Origin of the sequence: Mycobacterium sp. (assembly GCF_049278535.1) — a bacterium.
Classification (GTDB): Bacteria; Actinomycetota; Actinomycetes; order Mycobacteriales; family Mycobacteriaceae; genus Mycobacterium.
In genome coordinates this window covers 1-18,236 of record NZ_JBAPMI010000287.1, presented here as the reverse complement: position 1 = coordinate 18,236, position 18,236 = coordinate 1, and the positions used below count along the sequence as shown (strand labels likewise).

Sequence of the window (18,236 nt, the reverse complement as noted above, 5' to 3'; positions counted from 1 at the left end):
CGGTCCTCGACGCCGAACCACAGGTCTTTCAGGTCGGCATCAACTACACCGACGCAGCCAAACTCACCGGCACCAGCGCCGCCGAGCAGACAATCCGCCGGACACCCGACACCGGCCGCTACCTCCTAACCGACGCGATGGCCACCGGCCCAGCCATGTTCGACACCGCACGCCTAGATCGGGCCATCGGTGTGCAGAACAGCGACCCCGATTCGCCCACCCAACGTCGGCGACCGGCCGCCGGGGCCGGGCTCCGCACCGCCAGCCTCGACGAAGTGCTCTGCATCTCGAGTCTGGACTCCTAGCGACAACATCGCGCAGTACGCCCTCGGCTTGCTGAGGGCGTGCTCGTCGATCGGTGGTTAGTGCGGATGCCGCTCAGTGGGCAGGTTGCGGGCATTTGCCATCGTTGACGGGGCCCAAGCCGATAACGGTCGCCTCACCATCCTTGATTGCCACGGTGGTGAGGCACTTGCCTGGCTGGATGGCCTGCGAAGTTACCGGGGCGCGCTTTACGTATTGCGTGGTGTCGGCGACCGTCACGTGGCTTTCGGAGGGATTGCCGAGGCCGTCTGTCACGTTCACGTTGATAGTGTTACCTGCCACGGAAGCAAGGGTGCCGAGCACATTGGGAGGTTGGGCATTCTTCGTGTCTGCGCATTCGCTGTCAGGCCCCGGTGGGCCCCATTGCACGTTTGTGGCCGTGACAGCGCCACCGGGGTTCGGGGCGGGGGTGGCAGTCACGTTCACGCAGCTGCCGGGAGCGATATCGCTCAGATGAGACACGGAGAACTCGATGATCTTGGCCGAGGGGCTAACGTGGACGGTGGCCTTCCCATTCTCCTGGGTGAGCTGGACCACGTCGCCGGCGGCCGACGCGATCTGGCCGCCAACCTGGGCTTCGTCGTTGGCGGACGCCGGTGACGACGTCTCTGGGGACTTCGCATGGTGCGACGTGCACGCGCCTACGGACAGTGCGGTTGCGGCCGCAACCGCGAGGATCGCGAATCCGGTCAGCCGGGCGGGCTGGAAAGGTAGTTGCATCGAGATCCTTTCAATTGTCCGCCGCTTTGGCTAGCTTAGCTAAGCAACAGGGTCCAGCGGCGGAACTGAGTGCCGACGATGGCTCGTTATCACATTACTGTGTTTTTTGGGCAGTCGCGCCGACTTTTCGGGCAGCAGTGCCGAATCATCGGACGGGAAAATATCCAGAGTGACCGGACTCGGCGAAGCCACCCGCCCTCGCCGAGCGCCCCCTCGAGATAAGGTGCGCCCCTGCCGGTCTTGCCGCCGCGCTGGATCGCGCCGGACTGGATGGTGCGCCGATTATACGAAATCGCTTACACGGCCACGCAATCCCGCGCGATGGCCAGCTCTTCGTTAGTCGGGACCACCAGAACCGCGACCGGCGAGCTGTCCGTCGAGATCCGCCGAGCACCCTTGCCGGGCTGAGAGTTTCGTTGTTCGTCGATCTCGATGCCCAACCCGGCCAGCCCCCTCAGCGCGTCCAGGCGCACCGCAGCGGCGTTTTCTCCGACGCCGGCGGTAAAGCTCACGACATCCGTACGGCCCAGGATGGCCAGGTACGCACCGATGTACTTGCGCAGTCGATGGATGAATACGTCGTAGGCCAATTGTGCTGAGCTGTCGCCTGATTCGATCATCTCGCGCAGGCATCGGAAATCTCGCTCCCCAGCCAGGCCCAGAACCCCAGAGCGATGGTTGAGCATCGACTCGATGTCGTCGACGCTCATCTCGGCCTCGCGATACAGGTAGCTCACGATGCTGGCGTCTACGTCACCGCTGCGGGTGCCCATCACCAGGCCCTCCAACGGCGTCAATCCCATCGAGGTGTCAACCGGACGACCACCCGCGATCGCCGATGCCGAAGCACCGTTACCCAGGTGCAGCACAATCTGATTCAGGTCCCTCCACGGTCGGCTCAAGAAATCCGCCGCCTGTTCGCTGACATAGCGATGCGAGGTCCCGTGGAATCCGTACCGCCGGATGTGCCACTTCTCCGCGAGCTCTCGGTCGATTGCGTAGGTCGCCGCGGCAGCGGGCAGATTGTGGAAGAAGGCGGTGTCGAACACGGCGACGTGGGGCACATCCGGCAGCATCCTGCGGGCGACCTCAATGCCCTGCAGGGCGGGCGGATTGTGCAACGGAGCCAGCATCGACAGGCCCTTGAGCTCGGCGACGACCGCATCGTCGATGACGGTGGGCCGGTAGAAGATCGACCCACCGTGCACGACACGATGGCCGACCGCGGCCACGCCAGGGGTCGTCAGATCGATGCCGTCATCGGACAACTTCTCGAACGCCACCCGAAGCGCCGCGGCGTGGTCGACGACGGGCGACTCCGGCTCACCGATCTGCTCGACAGTGCCATCCGCCAGTGACTGGCCCGAATCAGGTTCGATCAGTTGATATTTCAGCGACGACGAGCCGGAGTTCAGCACCAACACCCGCTTACTCATTGAACACCCTGGGCCTGGATCGCCGTGATCGCGACGGTGTTGACGATGTCTTCGACGAGGGCGCCGCGGGACAAGTCGTTCACCGGTTTGTTCAGGCCCTGCAGCACCGGACCGATCGCGATCGCCCCCGCGCTGCGCTGAACGGCCTTGTAGGCGTTGTTACCGGCGTTCAGGTCAGGAAAGATCAGCACGGTCGCCTTACCTGCGACCGGTGAGTCGCGCATCTTCGTTGCAGCAACGGAGGGCTCAACCGCGGCGTCGTATTGGATCGGGCCTTCGACCAACACCTGCGGCGCCCGGCTGCGAACCAATTCCGTTGCCTCTCTGACCTTGTCGACGTCGGCACCCGTTCCGGACTCGCCGGTGGAGTAGGACAGCATCGCCACTCGTGGCTCGATGCCGAACTGGGTGGCGGTATGCGCGGAGCTGATCGCGATGTCGGCGAGCTGCGTGACCGTCGGGTCGGGAACGATCGCACAATCGCCATACGCCAGAACCTGATCCGGCAGGCACATCAAGAAGACGCTGGACACTGTCGAAATGCCTGGCGCAGTGCCGATGATCTCGAACGCCGGGCGGACAGTGTGGGCGGTGGTGTGAGCGGCGCCGGACACCATGCCGTCGACCAAGCCGTTGTAGACCAGCATGGTGCCGAAATAGGACACGTCGTGAATGATCTCGCGGGCCTGCTCGACGGTGACACCCTTCTTGGCGCGCAGCTGGGCGTACTGCTCGGCGAACTGGTCACACAGATCGCTGGTGCGCGGGTCGAACACGGCAGCGCCGTCCAGGTTGACACCGAGTTCGGCTGCGCGAGCCCGAATTTGGCTCTCATCGCCGAGGATGGTCAGATCGGCGATGCCACGTTGCAGCAAACGGCCGGCCGACTTGAGGATCCGGTCATCGTCACCCTCGGGCAGCACGATGCGCTTGCGATCCGAGCGAGCCCGTTCACGCAACTGGTAGGTGAACATCTGCGGCGTGGTCACCCTGGGGATCGGGATCGATAGCTGCGTCAACAAGTCCGAGAGATCGATGTGGCCCTCGATCAGCTGCAGTGCGGTGTCGATCTTGCGCTGCGACGTGGCGGTGATGCGACCCCGGGCCGACCCGACCGCGCCGGCTGTCTCGAAGGTGCCCAGGCTGGTGGCGATGATCGGCAGCCTCAGCCGCAGCCCGGCCACCAGTGCGCCGATCGATTGGTGTAACTCAAACCCGCCATTGAGGATGATGCACGACAGCGACGGAAACCCTTCGGCGGCATGGGCGCTGGCGACGGCGAGCACCACGTCCGAGCGGTCGCCGGGTGTCACCACCGCCGCGGCCTCCCTCAACCGTTCCAGCACATGGTCCGCTGTCATGCCGGCGACAACCACACCCATCACTTCACGGCTCATCAGCGCGGAGTCACCGCTGACCAGCGTGCCGTTCACCGCGGCCTGCAGATCGGCCACCGTCGGCGCCGCCAGCAGCGGCTCGTCAGGCACGGCATAGGTTTTCGGTGCCAGCGCGCGCAATGCTTCGGTGATCACAGTCAATTGTGTCGGCTCGCAACGGTTTGCTACCACAGCAGCGGTATGCGCGCGTTGTGCACTCAGCTCGGCCAGATACACCTCGACGGCGTGCGCGACTTGCTCAGCGCTGCGGTCTTTGGCTCGTACCGCAAGCACAACCGGCGCGCCGAGGTTGACCGCGATGCGCGCGTTCACGCTCAGCTCCGCCGGGCTGGCCACATCGGTGTAGTCGCTACCGACGATGACCACCGCGTCGCACTGCGCGGCCATTGCGTGATACCGCTCGACGATGTCGTCGAGCGCGGCGTCGCGATCAGCGTGCAGTTGCTGATACGTCACGCCGACGCAGCTCTCGTAAGGCTGGCCGGCGGTGGTCTGGGCCAGCAGCAGATCCAGGATGTAGTCGCGGTCGTCGTCTGCTCGCGCGATCGGCCGAAACACCCCGACGCTGGCCACCGTGGCGGCCAGGCGGTGCAGGAAGCCCAGCGCGATCGTCGACTTGCCGGTGTCGCCTTCCGGCGCCGCAATGTAAATGCCGGCCGGCGACGCTGAACTGGAAGCGGCCACGCTGCGGGTCAGCCCAGCCGTCGCAGCCGGGGCTCGAGGTCCTTCTGGAAAAGCTCAAGGAACCGGCGCTGGTCGTGACCCGGCGCGTGGAACACCAAGTGGTTCAGGCCCCAGTCGACGTAGTCCTTGACTTTCGCGACCGCTTCGTCGGGGTCCGACGCGACGATCCAGCGCTTCGCGACCTGTTCGATCGGCAGCTCGTCGGCGGCCTTCTCCATCTCGAGCGGGTCGTGAATGCTGGTCTTCTGTTCGGCGGTCAGTGACAACGGCGCCCAGAATCGAGTGTTCTCCAGCGCTAGTTCGGGATCGTTGTCGTAGGAGATCTTGATCTCGATCATCCGGTCGATGTCGTCGGGATTCTTGCCCGCTGCCTCGGCGCCCTCCTTCATAGCGGGGATGAGCTTGTCCTTGTACAGCTCCTCGCCTTTGCCCGAGGTGCAGATGAACCCGTCACCCGCGCGACCGGCGTACTTGGCCACCTGTGGGCCGCCGGCGGCGATGTAGATCGGGATGCCGCCGTCGGGCACGTCGTAAATCGAGGCGCCCTTGGTGTGGTAATACTCGCCTTCGAAGTCGACCCGGTCGCCCAGCCATAGCTCACGCATCAGTCGCACCGATTCGCGCAACCGCGCGTAGCGCTCCTTGAACTCCGGCCATTCGCCCTCGTATCCGGTGGCGATCTCGTTGAGCGACTCCCCGGTGCCCACACCGAGGAAGATGCGATCCGGGTAGAGGCAGCCCATGGTTGCGAACGCCTGCGCGATGACGGCCGGGTTGTAGCGGAACGTCGGCGTCAGCACCGATGTGCCCAGCTGCAGCCGCTTGGTCCGCTCGCCGACCGCCGTCATCCAAGCCAGCGAGAACGGCGCGTGTCCGCCCTCGTGACGCCACGGCTGGAAGTGGTCGCTGACCGTTGCGCTGTCCATGCCGTGCGCTTCGGCGGCGACCGCCAGCTCGACGAGTTCCCGCGGCGCGAACTGCTCCGCCGACGCCTTATATCCAAGTTTGAGTTCAGCCACGCTGTCGTTTCTACTCCACGTTGTTTGCGGGCGACCCGCTGCGCCCGGCTTCGCCGCGCTTGCGATCGCCCGGTGCCTAGACTCTGGGACATGGCACCGGTGCTGAACGCCATCACCGAGACCGTCCACCTCGTCCAGGGCGGGGCGGTGAACTGGGCGCTGGTCGCCGACGACAGCGGGGTCATGCTGATCGACGCCGGATATCCCGGTGACCGCGACGACGTGCTGGCCTCGCTGCGGCAACTCGGGTACCAGGCCGAAGACGTGCGGGCCATCCTGCTGACGCACGCTCACATCGACCATCTCGGTTCGGCGATCTGGTTCGCCAAAACCCACGGCACCGCGGTTTACTGTCACGCCGACGAGGTCGGCCACGCCAAGCGGGAGTATCTGGAGCAGGCGTCGCCGATCGATGTCGCGATGCGCCTCTGGCGTCCCCGGTGGGCGCTGTGGACCGCCCACCTCGTGCGCGACGGCGGGCTCAGCCGCGAGGGCATCCCCACCGCGCAGCCGCTGACCGCCGAGGTGGCCGCTGAATTGCCCGGCCAGCCAATGGCCATCCCGACACCCGGCCACACCGGCGGCCACTGCTCATTTGTGGTCGATGGGGTGCTGGTCAGCGGCGATGCATTGGTGACCGGGCATCCGTTGCTGTCGCACAGCGGACCGCAACTGCTGCCCGAAATGTTCAGCCATGATCAGGACGGCTGCATCCGCAGCCTGGCGGCGCTGGCGCTGCTGGACACCGAGATTCTGCTGCCCGGCCATGGGGACTTATGGCGGGGCCCGATCCTCGAGGCCACCAAACAAGCGACTGCCATCGCGCAGTAGCCAGTCACAATTTGGTCACGGCCAACATCACAATTCATTAAGAGACGCGCACGTATTTTAAGAAGCCCGGCCCGGCTCTTGGCGGTTACTTACTGAGAGCGGCCGCAACTGTCACTCAATTCACAGCAAAGCTCGAAATGCTCTGTCAGCGAGGGATTCCGCGCACGTTGCTTCCGGCCATCCGCGCGTATGTTGGGCTTTGGGTGTCGGCAACCTGTCATCACAGTGCGACCTCAAGGAATCCAACAATGACGAAGTTCAATGGTAAGACCGCGCGCCGGTACGCCGCCGGTTTCGGACTGCTCGCCGGTGTGGCAATCACCTCGATGGCAGCGCCGACGGCGTGGGCCGCGCCCGACTGCAGTGCCGCCGGAGTGAGCGGCACGGTCAGTTCGGTGACCGGTTCGGCTACTCAGTACCTGGGCAATCACCCGGGCGCCAACGCGGTGGTGACAGCTGCGAGGAACGAGCCGCGTGGCCAGGCGGCGACGGATCTGCGGAACTACTTCACCGCGCATCCGCAGGAGTACGTTGAGTTGCGGGGCATTCTCGCGCCGATCGGTGACACGCAACGCCAGTGCAACACCACGGTGCTGTCGCCAGATCTGGAGTCGGCCTACAACGAATTCATGGCCGGCTAGCGCTCTGCCGTCAGCCCGAGATGCTCGCGCAGCGTGGTGCCGCTGTATTCGGTACGAAACCCTGAACGTTCCTGCAGCAGCGGCACCACGTAGTCGACGAACTCGTCCAGACCATGCGGCGTCAGGTGCGGCACGAGGATGAACCCGTCGCAGGCGTCGGCTTGGATATAGCGGTCGATCTCCGCGGCGACGTGCTCGGCCGTGCCGACGAATTGCTCGCGGCTGGTGACCGCGATGATCAATTCGCGAATTGAAAGGTGCTCGGTCTCAGCGCGTCCGCGGTAACGGCGGGCGACCTCGATCGGATCACCATGCCGGACGCGTCCCTGAGTGATGCTGGTGTCGCCGGTCGGATCATCCTCGGGCAGTGGGCCGTCGGGATCGTAGGCGGATAGGTCACGGCCCCAAATCTGCTCGAGCATCGCAATCGCCGTCGGGCCGCTGACCTGTTGGTGCCGGATGTAGTGCGCTTTCTCTTGTGCCTCCTGAGCGGTGTCACCGAGCACGAATGTTGCTGCCGGAAACACCTTGAGGTCATCAGGGTTCCGGCCATAGGAGACCGCACGGCCTTTCACGTCCGCGTAATAGCGCTGGCCGTCTTCCAATGATCCGTGCAGGGTGAACAGCGCGTCGGCGTAGTGGGCGCCGAAGTTGCGGCCGTCGTGGGAGTCCCCGGCCTGCAACAAAATCGGGTGTCCCTGGGGACCGGCGGGCAGCGTGGCAACTCCGCGAACGTCGAACTGGGCCCCATGATGTTCGACCACCGCCACCCGGTGGGGATCGAGATATGTTCCCGCATCCACGTCGGCCAGCACGGCGTCCGATGCCCAGCTGTCCCAGAATTCGCGTGCCACACTGAGGAATTCCTCGGCCCGCTGGTAGCGGTGGGCATGGTCGAGGAAGCCACCGCGGCGGAAATTCTCGCCGGTGAATGGGTCCGACGAGGTGACGATGTTCCAGCCCGCGCGCCCGTCGGATAAATGGTCGAGTGTGGCGAATTGCCGTGCCACTTCGAAAGGCTCGTTGAAGGTGGTGTTGATCGTTCCGGTCAGCCCCAGCCGGTCGGTGACGGCGGCCAGCGCCGCCAGCACGGTGAACGTGTCCGGCCGGCCGACCACGTCAAGGTCGTAGATCTGGCCACGATGCTCACGCAGTCGCAGCCCCTCAGCGAGAAAGAAGAAGTCGAAGAGGCCGCGTTCGGCCGTGCGGGCCATGTGGGCGAACGATTCGAACGCGATCTGACTGCCCGATTCCGGGTCGGTCCACACGGTGGTGCTGTTGACGCCCGGGAAATGTGCGGCCAGGTGAATAGGCTTGCGGTGCTTGCCTTCCCGTGTGCTCATTTCACGATGCTCCAGCGTTCGGCGAGCAGCTGGTGTGAGCGGAGACGGGCTTGGTGGTCATGGGTCACCGATGTGATGACAACTTCGTCCGCAGCGCTCAGTCGTTGCAGTGCGGAAAGCCGCTCAGCGACCTCGTCTGCATCGCCGACGAATTGCGTCTCCAACCGGTCCTTGACCACCGGAAGCTGTTCTTCGGTCAGCGGCCGGCAGTCGCCCGGGGCCGGGTAGGGAACCGCGCCCACCCCAGTGCGGATGGAGTACACCCACTGCCCGTAGCCGGCCGCTAATTGCCTTGCGGTGGGGGCATCGTCGGCAACCACGACGTCGGCGGACACCACGACGTAGGGCTCTGGAAGCGTTGCCGACGGGACGAAGGTGTCTCGATAGGCCTCGATGGCTTCCAGCGCGGTCGCCGGGGTGATGTGATAGCTCGCCACGAACGGCAGACCGTGCGCGCCGGCCAGCCGGGCGCTCTGCCCCCGGGTGCTGCCAAAGATCCACGGCGCCAGACCGGATCGCTCCCCGGGAACCGCGTGGACGTCGAAACCTCCGGCCTCGTACGTACCGTCGAGTAGCGCGAGGATGTCGCCGAGTTGATCGGCGAAGTCCGGCGCGACAGCCTCCGGCTGCTGCAGGATCTCCATTGTCGCCATCACCCGCTCGGAATCGAGCAGCCCGCGCAGGTCGAACGGCAGCGGGATCACCACGCCATCGACTTCGCGCCACTGCCGAGGCGGGCGGTTCTTGGCCGACGGGTGCTTCGGCTTGAACCCGGTGTCGTGGCGTTGCCCCCGGCCTAGTCCAAGGTCAATGCGGCCCGGATAGAACGCGTCGAGCATGCCGAAGCTCTCGACGACTGCCGCGGCCGTGGTGTGGCTGAGCTGCACTGCAGCCGATCCGACGTGAATTGTGTTGGTAGCAGCTGCGATCTGTCCGATCAACACGGCGGGCGCCGAGCTGGCGACGCCGACGAAATGGTGTTCGGCGATCCAGAACCGTCGATATCCCCATCGCTCCGCGCGCTGGGCCAGGTCGATCGTATTGCGCAGCGCCGTCGCGGCATCGCTGCCGGCGCTGATCGGCGACAGGTCCAGGATCGACAGCGGCACCCCGCTCACCCGCGCACCTCCGCGTACCGGTTGGGCGCGGTGGGTAGGCCCAGTCGTTGACGCAACGGCTCGCCGTCGCGATACGACGTCCGAAACCGCTTGGCCCGCTGTAGCAATGGCACCACCTCGTCGACGATCACCGGAAGGTCGGTGGCGTTGACGGCCGGCCGCAGCCGGGCACCGTCGATGCCCTGTTGTTGCCAGCCCAGCAGCAAGTCGCGCAGATCTCCTGGGCTGCCTTCGAAGATCAAAGCGTCAGAACCGAATTCGGCGTCGCCGCCGAAGGTCACCACCACGTCGGCGTAAACCTTCAAATGGTCTCCGCCGGCCGACTTGACCTCGTCGAGGATCGCGGCGAGCGACGCATCGTCGGTGGGCGTGATGAAGACCAGGTCGGCGCTGGCTGCCGCGAATTCGTAGATACGCGGCCCGTGAGCCAGCGCCGCAATCACCGGCTGGCCCTGCGGCGATCGCGGGGTGATCGACGGGCCTTTCACCGAAAAGCACTTCCCGCGAAAGTCAATGTAGTGCAGCTTGCCGCGGTCGATATAGCGCGCGGTCGCCGCGTCACGGATGATCGCGTCGTCCTCCCAGCTGTCCCACAATCGGCGCACTACCTCGACGGCCTCGGTGGCCTCGTCGAACAATGCGTCGCCGTCGCGGGACGCCTCGCGCCGCCCGAACAGCGCCGCCTCGTGGGCCGTCGAGCTCACCCGCGGCTGCCAGCCCGCCCGCCCGTGTGAGACATGGTCCAAAGTCGCGATGGCTTTCGAGACGTGGAACGGCTCGGTGTGGGTGACGGTGGCCACCGGAATCAGCCCGATGTGCCTGGTAACCGGCGCGATGCGTGCGGCAACCAGCACGGCGTCAGCGCGACCGGCCAGCCGCCGCGGGCTGATCGATTCGCTGCGACCGGGCTGCGGCGTCAGCGTGTCGTCGATGGTGAGGAAATCCAACAGGCCACGCTCCGCGGTAGCTGCCAACGCGGCCCAATACCGGCCGCTGAAAACGGATTCCGCGCGCGGCTGGGCGGCGAGCGTGGTGCGCCACGCCTGTCGGTGCCAGCCGTAGCCGTCGAGCGCAACGCCCACGTGCAGCAGATCGGTCACCGCAGATCCTTTACAAATGCGATCGGGAATACCCGCCCACGCGATGGCAGCGGCTCTGAAAGCCTTGTGTAGCCGGCTGATTCATACAGCGCCTCGGCTTCGGGCTGACGGTGGCCCGTCGTCAGGTACACCCGACCGTAGCCGCGGGAGGCGATCGTGTTCTCCAACTCGACCAGCAGTGCCGTGGCATAGCCGCAGCGGCGGTGCGCGCTATCCGTCCAGATCCGTTTGAGCTCCGCCGTCTCAGTGTCGAATCGCTGGAACGCGCCGCCGGAGACCGTCACGCCGTGAACTTCACCGATGACGAAGCCACCGTCGGGCGGCGCGAACTCCGCGACGGGAACCGATGTCAACCACGCCATCACGGTCGGCGGGGTGCTCTCGTAGCGCTGCGCATACTCGACGGCCAGCGCGTCCAGCAGCGGCTGAGCCCTGGCATCGTTCGGACCGACCGTCAGGAAACGCAGCTGGTCTGAGGTCGTTGGTTGGCTGGGGCGAAGCATCACTACATTTCTAACGTCTCGTTGTGGGTCGCATTCCGGCGCGCTACGCCAAAACCGCGCGAACATAGCGGCCCGCCACCGCCACGCCCTTTAGATCCTGGCGACGCAAACCCGGTAGCCCGGTAGTGGTGAATAACTTCTCCAGCCCCGTCACGACGGTTCGCCAGCCGAGGGCGGCCAGAGATTCGGCGACGTCGCGGTATTCCTCTGGGTAGGTGAACTCGGCCATGTCACCTTTGTATCCGAACTGTTGCCAGCGATCCGCCAGAGCGTGTTCCTGACTCATCAGCGGCTGCTGGCGCTCAGGAAAATAGTCGGCCGCGGCCCGGCTCCCGGGTGCACTCAACGCGGTGAGGTTGTCAAGCAACCGGTCTTGGGCGGCCGGCTGCAGAAACCCGATGAACAATCCCTCCGCAACCCACACGGTGGGTTCGGTGGCGTCGAAGCCGATCCGCCGCAACGCCCCCGGCCAGTCCTGCCGAAGGTCGATGCCCACCGCGCGCCGGTTTGCAGCCGGAACAGCGTCGAGGCCTCGCAGCGTCTGGGTTTTGAAGTCGATCACCTGGGGTTGGTCGATTTCGTACACGGTGGTGCCGGCCGGCCACCACAGCCGATACGCCCGAGCGTCCAGCCCCGACGCCAGTATCACCGCTTGCCGAATCCCGGCCCGGCAAGAGTCGGTGAGGACGTTGTCGAAGAATCGGGTACGGACCGCCAAAAGATCTGTCAGCAAAGCTAATCCGTTGTTGTCACCGATATCGCTGAGAGCCAACTCGCCGCTGGCCACCTTGGTGAAAAAGTCCCTCCCGACGGCGCTGACCAACGGCTGGGCGAACGGGTCGTTGATCAACCCCGCCCGGTGTGCCAGCGCCCTCGCGGTCGCCACCAAGGTGGCGGTGGTTCCGACGCTGGCGTCCGGACCCCAGGTGTCGTTGTCTATTCGCGCCACGCTCACGCCTGCCATTTCGAGAGCCTTGCGCGCGCCCCGGGCTGGGCTAACGCTCGCCAGCCCAACAGCAGTAGAGCGGTCACCGACGAAGCCACCACGATGAAGCTGCCGGCAACGCCGGCCGAGGTGACCTTACGCAGCAGCATCCCGACGACGACCGTGCACAGCCACACCACGACCCCGGTGGGGTACAGGGCCGTCGGCCGGCGCCAGCCCTGCGAGACCAACCATCCGAGGACGGTCCCGCTCAGGAACGGCCACGCCGTGGAGGCGATGCCTGCGACGTTGAGCCCCTCGTCGTGGCTGCGCCGCCCCACGGCGCAAAACACCAGCACACAGACCACATCGATGCCCAACCACACCGGACCGCGCCGCGGACGCTCCATGCGGTGAGGCTACCGCTCTGGTCGGTCTTGGGGCGGCATCATGGCCGGCGGCCGACGCGGGACGATCGGAGTGGAGGCCAGGGCCGCGTTCCCGTCCACGGCGCCGGCGGGGCGTCGAGTTCTTTGGCGAGCAGCAGCGCCGTCGCGTCGTAGTTGGCCCGGATTAGCGGGTCGAACTCAGCGCTTTTGCTTGGGCCGCAGGCGTGCCTCTGATTGCGCGACTTGCACGTTATGCCCCTCAGCGCACTGCACGTGCGTCACCAATGGCGCACCGCAGCCTTCCGCGTGCACCAGATCGAGTCGCCTGGCGTCGCCCTGTAGGAGCATTCCGAACTCGACCAGGCTGACCAGCACGGGAAACAGCTGGCGGCCACGGCCGGTGAGCACATACTCGTAACGAGTTCGCTGACCGGGTGCCTTGTAGGGCTGCTTGGCAAGAACCCCGGCATCGACGAGTTGTTTGAGACGGGTCGCCGCGATTTGCTCGGTGAAGCCGGCGCGTTGCGCGAAGTCTTCGAAACGGGTTGTGCCCCAGAATGCCTCACGAAGCAACACCAAGGCTGAACGTGTTCCGATGGTGTCCAATGCTCGTTCGATGGGGCAGACATCCCGGTAACCGGTTCTGTCACCGTCGGCCAGACGACCCGTCAAGGTCATCGCGCCAGTTGCTGCGGTCATCGCCCCACCCTACCTGCTGACAATACTTTTATATAGCCAGACTGCTCGCCACTCGGGACTCACGCAAGAAACTCCTCGAGTGCTCGCGTGGGGGTCACCACCTGCTCGACAGGCACAACGATCGCATCTGACTTTATCCTTGTCAAGTCAAATATCCGGAGTAGAACGGTGCACACGTTGTGCCACAGTGCTTTTCCCGGAAATGCACGCGCCGTGTATCACACCGGCGCACTGAGCCTAGGCGGGCGGGGCGCCCCCACGATGATCGTCTTTTGCCATGTGAACAGCGGATTATTCCCGGCGTCGCCCACTCTCAGGGCCACTTTATTTTGGCTTGACTTTACTATAGCCAGCTGTGACAGTGGCGTACATGGCGAAGACCTCGCGAATGACCGAGAAGATGGGGACGACCGATGACCACTGAGTCCACCGCAACAAAGCACACCAATGCATCTGCGTTGCTTGTCACTGGAGCGGCCGGCAAAACCGGCGGTTACGCAACGAACCTACTGCTCGAGCGCGGCCACCGCGTGCGCGCGCTCGTGCATCGATTCGACGACCGTGCCGCAAAACTGCGTGACAGCGGCGCCGAGGTCGTCGTTGGAGATCTGCAAGACATCGACGTTGTCCGTGAGGCCGCTGCCGGTGCCCGTGCGGCCTACTTCGTCTACCCGATCAGCCCGGGCCTGCTCGAGGCGACCGCCACGTTCGCTCAAGCTGCCGAGGAATCCGGGATCACCGCGATCGTCAACATGTCGCAAATCTCGGCTCGCCGCGGGGCTGCGAGTGACGCGGCACGAATTCACTGGCTTGGCGAGCGGATCCTGGATTGGTCTCCGGTAGCCGCGACTCATTTGCGCCCAACGTATTTCGCGGAATGGTTCACGATCTTCGGCGCCAAGGGCATCCGTGACGAGGGCGTGCTGCGGCTCCCCTTCGGCAACGGGCGCCACGCCCCGATCACCGCGGAAGACCAGGGACGTGTCATCGCGGCGATCCTAGAGAACCCCGAGGAGCACGCCGGCCAGGTCTATCCGTTGTTCGGCGCCGTGGAGATGAATCACTATCAGATTGCCGAGGCCATTTCGGAGGCGTTGGGACGGCCCGTGCGCTACGAGCCGGCGGAGATCCCGAACTGGATCGAAGGCATCAAGGCGCAAGGCTTCCCGGACTTCTTGGCGCAGCACCTGAGCAACGTCGCGGTCGACTATCAGAACGGGATCTTCGCCGGCAACAACGACCTCGTCGAACGAATCGGCGGCAAGAAGCCCACCACGGTGCAGGAATTCATCACCGACAACCTGGCTGCGTTCACCGGCTGACAGGTCGATCAGGCGGTCGCCACGCCCGTCGGAGCGATCGAAGCGAATAACTCGGCATCACAACGGACTTCACTCCTCCCTCGGCTTCTCGGCGTGATGCCGATCGTCACGTCCACCTGATCATGCGGATATTCTTGAGTGAGCGACTGAAAAGTCGTATGGACAAATAGCTTTACAACGGTTTTGCGAACGCCAATAGCCGCACCTTGCTGCTCTGCCGCATCTCACCATCCTGGTTCATGGTGTCGAAAGCGATGGTCACGAATCCGCGAGTGGTGTCCGGCTTCGAGACGCGCACATCGACAACCTCGCCCTCCACATGGAGCTGATCGCCCGGCCGGGTCGCGGTGGGCCAGGCGACCTCGCCGCCGGCGCCGATGATGCCGTTGGCCAACGGCATACCCGAAGTGACCAACAACCGCATGGTGATGGCCGCGGTGTGCCAGCCACTGGCCGCAAGCCCGTTGAAAAAAGTGTCTTGCGCAGTCTCGTCGCTCAGGTGAAACGGTTGTGGGTCCCACTTGGTTGCAAATTCGACGATGTCGTCGGCGGTGAGCTCGTAGACATCGGTGCGAAAGCGGTGCCCGACGTGGATGTCGTCCAGCCAAAGCTCGGTAGCCATCGTGACCCTCCCGCCCAAACCGTGCCTGACTACACGACCATATAGTTAGCGAATTCGGCTCGTGAGGTGTTCGCGGTGTGAATCACTGCCGGCTTGGCGACTAAAGGCTGCTGAAGAGTTGCCCTGCGGCGGCGCGGGCCACCGACGTTATCGGCCCGCCCGGTTATCATTGAATAACGTGACCACTACAGACCAACCGCCCGAGTCGCTGCTAGCGGCGATGGCAAAGGCTCACATCCCGACAGAAAATCACCAATTCATCAGTCGAATCACCGCCGCTATCGGTATCGCCGAGTACCGCGCGGTCGTCACACCTGACAAGCCGTACATCGTGGCGAAGAGGCACGACGGTCTGCCCGATCTGCACATCTACCACGGCTACACGACCGGCTTCGTCACCGAACACGAAATCGCCGGCATCGCCGACGGCGGCGCTGGGCGCGGACCCAGTTCGCGAAAGGGAACCTGGTACGTCGAGCACCCGGAAAATCACGTACGCCACGGTGGAAAACGTTCCGGAGACGTTCGGCGCGAGGGAAGCTTTTGCTCATGCGGCATGCAGTTGTCACTGACCGGCGTATGCGTCAACTGCGACTAATTCTTCTGTAGCTGAACGTTTTACGGAACCCGCGTCCAGTTCTGACAGTTACGCGACTCGAAGGCTTTGACTCCGGTGTTGATATTCGCATACATCGGACCGACGGAAGTATTCGTCTGAAGGACATGGTCCTTGGCCGCATCGGGTGTGCTGTAGGTGAACCACGAGCACATCGAATCCTGAGTCGGCACGTTGTTTATCCATACTCCGAAGGTCGATCCAGACCCGCCGGTGTGGTACAGGCCCGGTGCAATATCGGGTCCGACGACAAAGACACCGTTGCCAGGGATCGGATCAACCGGATCGGCGACGGCCGGCGGGGCCAGCGCAACGAGTGCGACGAGCGCGGCCGGCAAGCGAAGCAGTGGGGGCATCTTTCTACTCTCCATGCTGATACCCCCCAGGGCACCCTAAGCCCGAAAAGTGCCGACGCCAACGCGGACGACTCCGTTTGTCCGCGATGGCAGGATGAGGTTATGAGCACTGGCGCACTTCCCGACTTCAATCCGCAAGACCCGCTCGGCCTGGACACCTCGCTGTCCGACGACGAGGTCGCGGTGCGTGACACGGTCCGTCAGTTCTGTGCGGAGCATGTCCTCCCGCACATCGCGGAATGGTTCGAGATTGGCGATCTGCCGGTCCGCGAGCTGGCCAAGCATTTCGGCCAGCTCGGGCTGCTCGGGATGCACCTGGAGGGATACGGCTGTGGCGGGGCGTCGGCCGTGCACTACGGGCTGGCGTGTACCGAGCTGGAGGCCGCCGACTCCGGCATCCGGTCGATGGTGTCGGTGCAGGGGTCGCTGGCCATGTTCGCGATCTGGCGATTCGGCTCCGAAGAACAGAAGCAACAGTGGTTGCCGGGCATGGCCGCGGGCGAACTGCTCGGCTGCTTCGGGCTGACCGAACCCGATGCCGGATCCGACCCGGCATCGATGACTACCCGAGCGCGACGCGACGGCTCGGACTGGATCCTCAACGGCCGCAAGATGTGGATCACCAACGGATCGGTCGCCGACGTGGCGATCGTCTGGGCAGTCACCGACGACGGCGTGCGCGGCTTCGTCGTGCCCACCAAGACGCGCGGATTTTCCGCCAACACCATCCACCACAAGCTTTCGCTGCGGGCATCGATCACCAGCGAGCTGGTGCTCGACGACGTACGCCTGCCCGATGACGCCCTGCTGCCAGAAGTGAAGGGGCTCAAAGGCCCGCTGTCCTGTTTGTCGGAGGCGCGCTACGGCATCATCTGGGGCTCGATGGGCGCCGCACGCTCCGCGTGGCAGGCCGCACTGGACTACGCCGGCCAACGCACACAATTCGGCCGCCCGATCGCCGGATTCCAGTTGACCCAAGCCAAACTCGTCGACATGGCCGTCGAATTGCACAAAGGTCTGCTGCTCGCGCTGCAGCTGGGACGGCTCAAGGACAGCACGGGTCTGCGGCCCGAGCAGGTCAGCTTCGGCAAGCTCAATAACACCCGTGAAGCGATCGAGATCTGCCGAACGGCGCGAACCATCCTGGGCGGCAACGGGATATCGCTGGAATATCCGGTTATCCGGCACATGGTCAACCTGGAATCAGTGCTCACCTACGAGGGCACTCCGGAAATGCATCAGCTGATCCTGGGCCAGGCCTTCACCGGCATCGACGCCTTCCGCTGACAGGAGCATCGCAATGAGCGCACGGCTGGAATACGCCTCCGAGCATCGGCAATTCCGGGAACTGGTCCACGACTTTGTGCAGCAGACTGTCGTCCCGAGTCACGAGCAGTGGGAGAAAGCCAGCTGCCTGGATCGTTCGCTTTTCACAGATGCCGGCAAGCTTGGGCTGCTGGCATTTTCAGTTCCCGAGGAATTCGGCGGGGCAGGTGTTGACGACTTTCGCTACAACGCGATCGTCGTCGACGAACTGCAGCGAGCCGGAGCGGCGGCCGAGGCGATCGCGTTGTCGCTGCAGAACGACATCGTGCTGCCCTACCTCACCGATCTGACGACGTCCGAACAGAAACAACGCTGGTTGCCAGGTGTGGTCACTGGCGAGACGGTGATCGGCATTGCGATGACCGAACCGGGTGCCGGTAGCGACCTGGCCGGGATCCGCACCACCGCGGTGCGAGACGGCGACCACTATGTGGTCAACGGCGCAAAGACCTTTATCTCCAACGGACAGACCGGAGATCTGTTCGTCGTCGCCGCGCGCACCTCGCCTGACCGGCACAAGGGGTTGTCGTTGCTGGTGGTGGAACCAGATACGCCGGGCTTCAGCCGCGGCCGCAACCTCGAGAAAATCGGACTGCACGCCCAGGACACCAGCGAACTCAGCTTCGCCGACATGCGGGTTCCCGTCGAAAACCTGCTCGGCGAAGAAGGCCGGGGCTTCTATCAACTGATGAACAACCTGCCCCAGGAACGGTTGTCGCTGGCTGTCGGCGCGGTGGCCGCCGCGGAGGGCGTGCTGGCCGAAACCCTCAGCTATGTCAAGCAGCGAAACGCTTTCGGCTCCCCCATTTCCGGCCTACAGAACACCCAGTTCGTGCTCGCCGAGTTGTCCACCGAAATCGATGTC

General features: G+C 64.5%; 19 protein-coding genes and 1 pseudogene. 7 read left to right on the top strand and 13 right to left on the bottom strand.

Annotation, left to right across the window (positions count from 1 at the left end):
* Nucleotides 1–305, top strand: a pseudogene (locus WAO18_RS19300) (glycosyl transferase); the annotation flags it as partial.
* Between the two features lie 73 nt (nucleotides 306–378).
* Here WAO18_RS19300 and WAO18_RS19295 read toward each other — a convergent pair.
* The 4 genes from WAO18_RS19295 to fgd form a co-directional block, all read right to left on the bottom strand.
* Nucleotides 379–1,044 (bottom strand): hypothetical protein, encoded by a 666-nt coding sequence (locus tag WAO18_RS19295; RefSeq protein WP_422207838.1) that lies wholly within the window; start codon nucleotides 1,042–1,044, stop codon nucleotides 379–381.
* A 296-nt stretch (nucleotides 1,045–1,340) separates the two neighbouring features.
* Nucleotides 1,341–2,480 carry an acetate kinase gene (locus WAO18_RS19290; protein WP_422207837.1) on the bottom strand — a complete coding sequence of 380 codons (1,140 nt, stop codon included), beginning with the start codon at nucleotides 2,478–2,480 and terminating at the stop codon, nucleotides 1,341–1,343.
* Nucleotides 2,477–4,528 carry a phosphate acetyltransferase gene (pta, locus tag WAO18_RS19285; RefSeq protein WP_422207839.1) on the bottom strand — a complete coding sequence of 684 codons (2,052 nt, stop codon included), beginning with the start codon at nucleotides 4,526–4,528 and terminating at the stop codon, nucleotides 2,477–2,479. The genes WAO18_RS19290 and pta overlap by 4 nt, the downstream gene beginning before the upstream one ends.
* A gap of 41 nt (nucleotides 4,529–4,569) precedes the next feature.
* Nucleotides 4,570–5,580 carry a glucose-6-phosphate dehydrogenase (coenzyme-F420) gene (fgd, locus tag WAO18_RS19280; protein ID WP_422207836.1) on the bottom strand — a complete coding sequence of 337 codons (1,011 nt, stop codon included), beginning with the start codon at nucleotides 5,578–5,580 and terminating at the stop codon, nucleotides 4,570–4,572.
* Between the two features lie 90 nt (nucleotides 5,581–5,670).
* Between fgd and WAO18_RS19275 the strand changes: the two genes are divergently transcribed.
* Together WAO18_RS19275 and WAO18_RS19270 are read left to right on the top strand one after the other, a co-directional pair.
* Nucleotides 5,671–6,411 (top strand): MBL fold metallo-hydrolase, encoded by a 741-nt coding sequence (locus tag WAO18_RS19275; RefSeq protein ID WP_422207835.1) that lies wholly within the window; start codon nucleotides 5,671–5,673, stop codon nucleotides 6,409–6,411.
* Between the two features lie 248 nt (nucleotides 6,412–6,659).
* Nucleotides 6,660–7,052, top strand: a complete 393-nt coding sequence (locus WAO18_RS19270; RefSeq protein ID WP_422207834.1) for a heme-binding protein — start codon at nucleotides 6,660–6,662, stop codon at nucleotides 7,050–7,052.
* On the opposite strand, the gene WAO18_RS19265 is transcribed toward WAO18_RS19270, so the two are convergent.
* The 7 genes from WAO18_RS19265 to WAO18_RS19235 form a co-directional block, all read right to left on the bottom strand.
* Entirely contained in the window at nucleotides 7,049–8,395 is a 1,347-nt protein-coding gene (locus WAO18_RS19265) for an NtaA/DmoA family FMN-dependent monooxygenase (RefSeq protein ID WP_422207833.1), read from the bottom strand. The genes WAO18_RS19270 and WAO18_RS19265 overlap by 4 nt on opposite strands.
* Complete coding sequence (locus WAO18_RS19260) at nucleotides 8,392–9,513, bottom strand: LLM class flavin-dependent oxidoreductase (protein WP_422207832.1); 1,122 nt, start codon at nucleotides 9,511–9,513, stop codon at nucleotides 8,392–8,394. Before WAO18_RS19260 ends, WAO18_RS19265 begins: the two co-directional genes overlap by 4 nt.
* Nucleotides 9,510–10,613 carry an LLM class flavin-dependent oxidoreductase gene (locus WAO18_RS19255; RefSeq protein WP_422207831.1) on the bottom strand — a complete coding sequence of 368 codons (1,104 nt, stop codon included), beginning with the start codon at nucleotides 10,611–10,613 and terminating at the stop codon, nucleotides 9,510–9,512. The genes WAO18_RS19260 and WAO18_RS19255 overlap by 4 nt, the downstream gene beginning before the upstream one ends.
* A complete protein-coding gene (locus WAO18_RS19250) occupies nucleotides 10,610–11,116 on the bottom strand; it encodes a GNAT family N-acetyltransferase (RefSeq protein WP_422207830.1) in 507 nt (168 codons plus the stop codon). Before WAO18_RS19250 ends, WAO18_RS19255 begins: the two co-directional genes overlap by 4 nt.
* A gap of 43 nt (nucleotides 11,117–11,159) precedes the next feature.
* Nucleotides 11,160–12,080 (bottom strand): SAM-dependent methyltransferase, encoded by a 921-nt coding sequence (locus WAO18_RS19245; RefSeq protein ID WP_422207829.1) that lies wholly within the window; start codon nucleotides 12,078–12,080, stop codon nucleotides 11,160–11,162.
* Complete coding sequence (locus WAO18_RS19240; protein ID WP_422207828.1) at nucleotides 12,068–12,451, bottom strand: DUF3054 domain-containing protein; 384 nt, start codon at nucleotides 12,449–12,451, stop codon at nucleotides 12,068–12,070. The genes WAO18_RS19245 and WAO18_RS19240 overlap by 13 nt, the downstream gene beginning before the upstream one ends.
* Nucleotides 12,452–12,628: 177 nt before the next feature.
* Nucleotides 12,629–13,129 (bottom strand): winged helix-turn-helix transcriptional regulator, encoded by a 501-nt coding sequence (locus tag WAO18_RS19235; protein WP_422207827.1) that lies wholly within the window; start codon nucleotides 13,127–13,129, stop codon nucleotides 12,629–12,631.
* A 413-nt stretch (nucleotides 13,130–13,542) separates the two neighbouring features.
* Between WAO18_RS19235 and WAO18_RS19230 the strand changes: the two genes are divergently transcribed.
* Nucleotides 13,543–14,451 (top strand): NmrA family NAD(P)-binding protein, encoded by a 909-nt coding sequence (locus tag WAO18_RS19230; protein ID WP_422207826.1) that lies wholly within the window; start codon nucleotides 13,543–13,545, stop codon nucleotides 14,449–14,451.
* 172 nt (nucleotides 14,452–14,623) lie between these two features.
* On the opposite strand, the gene WAO18_RS19225 is transcribed toward WAO18_RS19230, so the two are convergent.
* Nucleotides 14,624–15,073, bottom strand: coding sequence for a MaoC family dehydratase (locus tag WAO18_RS19225; protein WP_422207825.1), 450 nt, complete (start codon nucleotides 15,071–15,073; stop codon nucleotides 14,624–14,626).
* Nucleotides 15,074–15,251: 178 nt separating this feature from the next.
* Here WAO18_RS19225 and WAO18_RS19220 point away from each other — a divergent pair, with 178 nt between their 5' ends.
* Nucleotides 15,252–15,671, top strand: coding sequence for a hypothetical protein (locus tag WAO18_RS19220; RefSeq protein WP_422207824.1), 420 nt, complete (start codon nucleotides 15,252–15,254; stop codon nucleotides 15,669–15,671).
* 20 nt (nucleotides 15,672–15,691) lie between these two features.
* On the opposite strand, the gene WAO18_RS19215 is transcribed toward WAO18_RS19220, so the two are convergent.
* On the bottom strand, nucleotides 15,692–16,045 hold the full coding sequence (locus WAO18_RS19215; RefSeq protein WP_422207823.1) for a hypothetical protein: 354 nt from the start codon (nucleotides 16,043–16,045) through the stop codon (nucleotides 15,692–15,694).
* A 102-nt stretch (nucleotides 16,046–16,147) separates the two neighbouring features.
* Between WAO18_RS19215 and WAO18_RS19210 the strand changes: the two genes are divergently transcribed.
* Both WAO18_RS19210 and WAO18_RS19205 read left to right on the top strand, forming a co-directional pair.
* Nucleotides 16,148–17,332, top strand: a complete 1,185-nt coding sequence (locus tag WAO18_RS19210; RefSeq protein ID WP_422207822.1) for an acyl-CoA dehydrogenase family protein — start codon at nucleotides 16,148–16,150, stop codon at nucleotides 17,330–17,332.
* A gap of 13 nt (nucleotides 17,333–17,345) precedes the next feature.
* Nucleotides 17,346–18,236 (top strand): acyl-CoA dehydrogenase family protein (locus WAO18_RS19205; protein ID WP_422207821.1); only part of this gene is annotated, 891 nt, incomplete at its 3' end.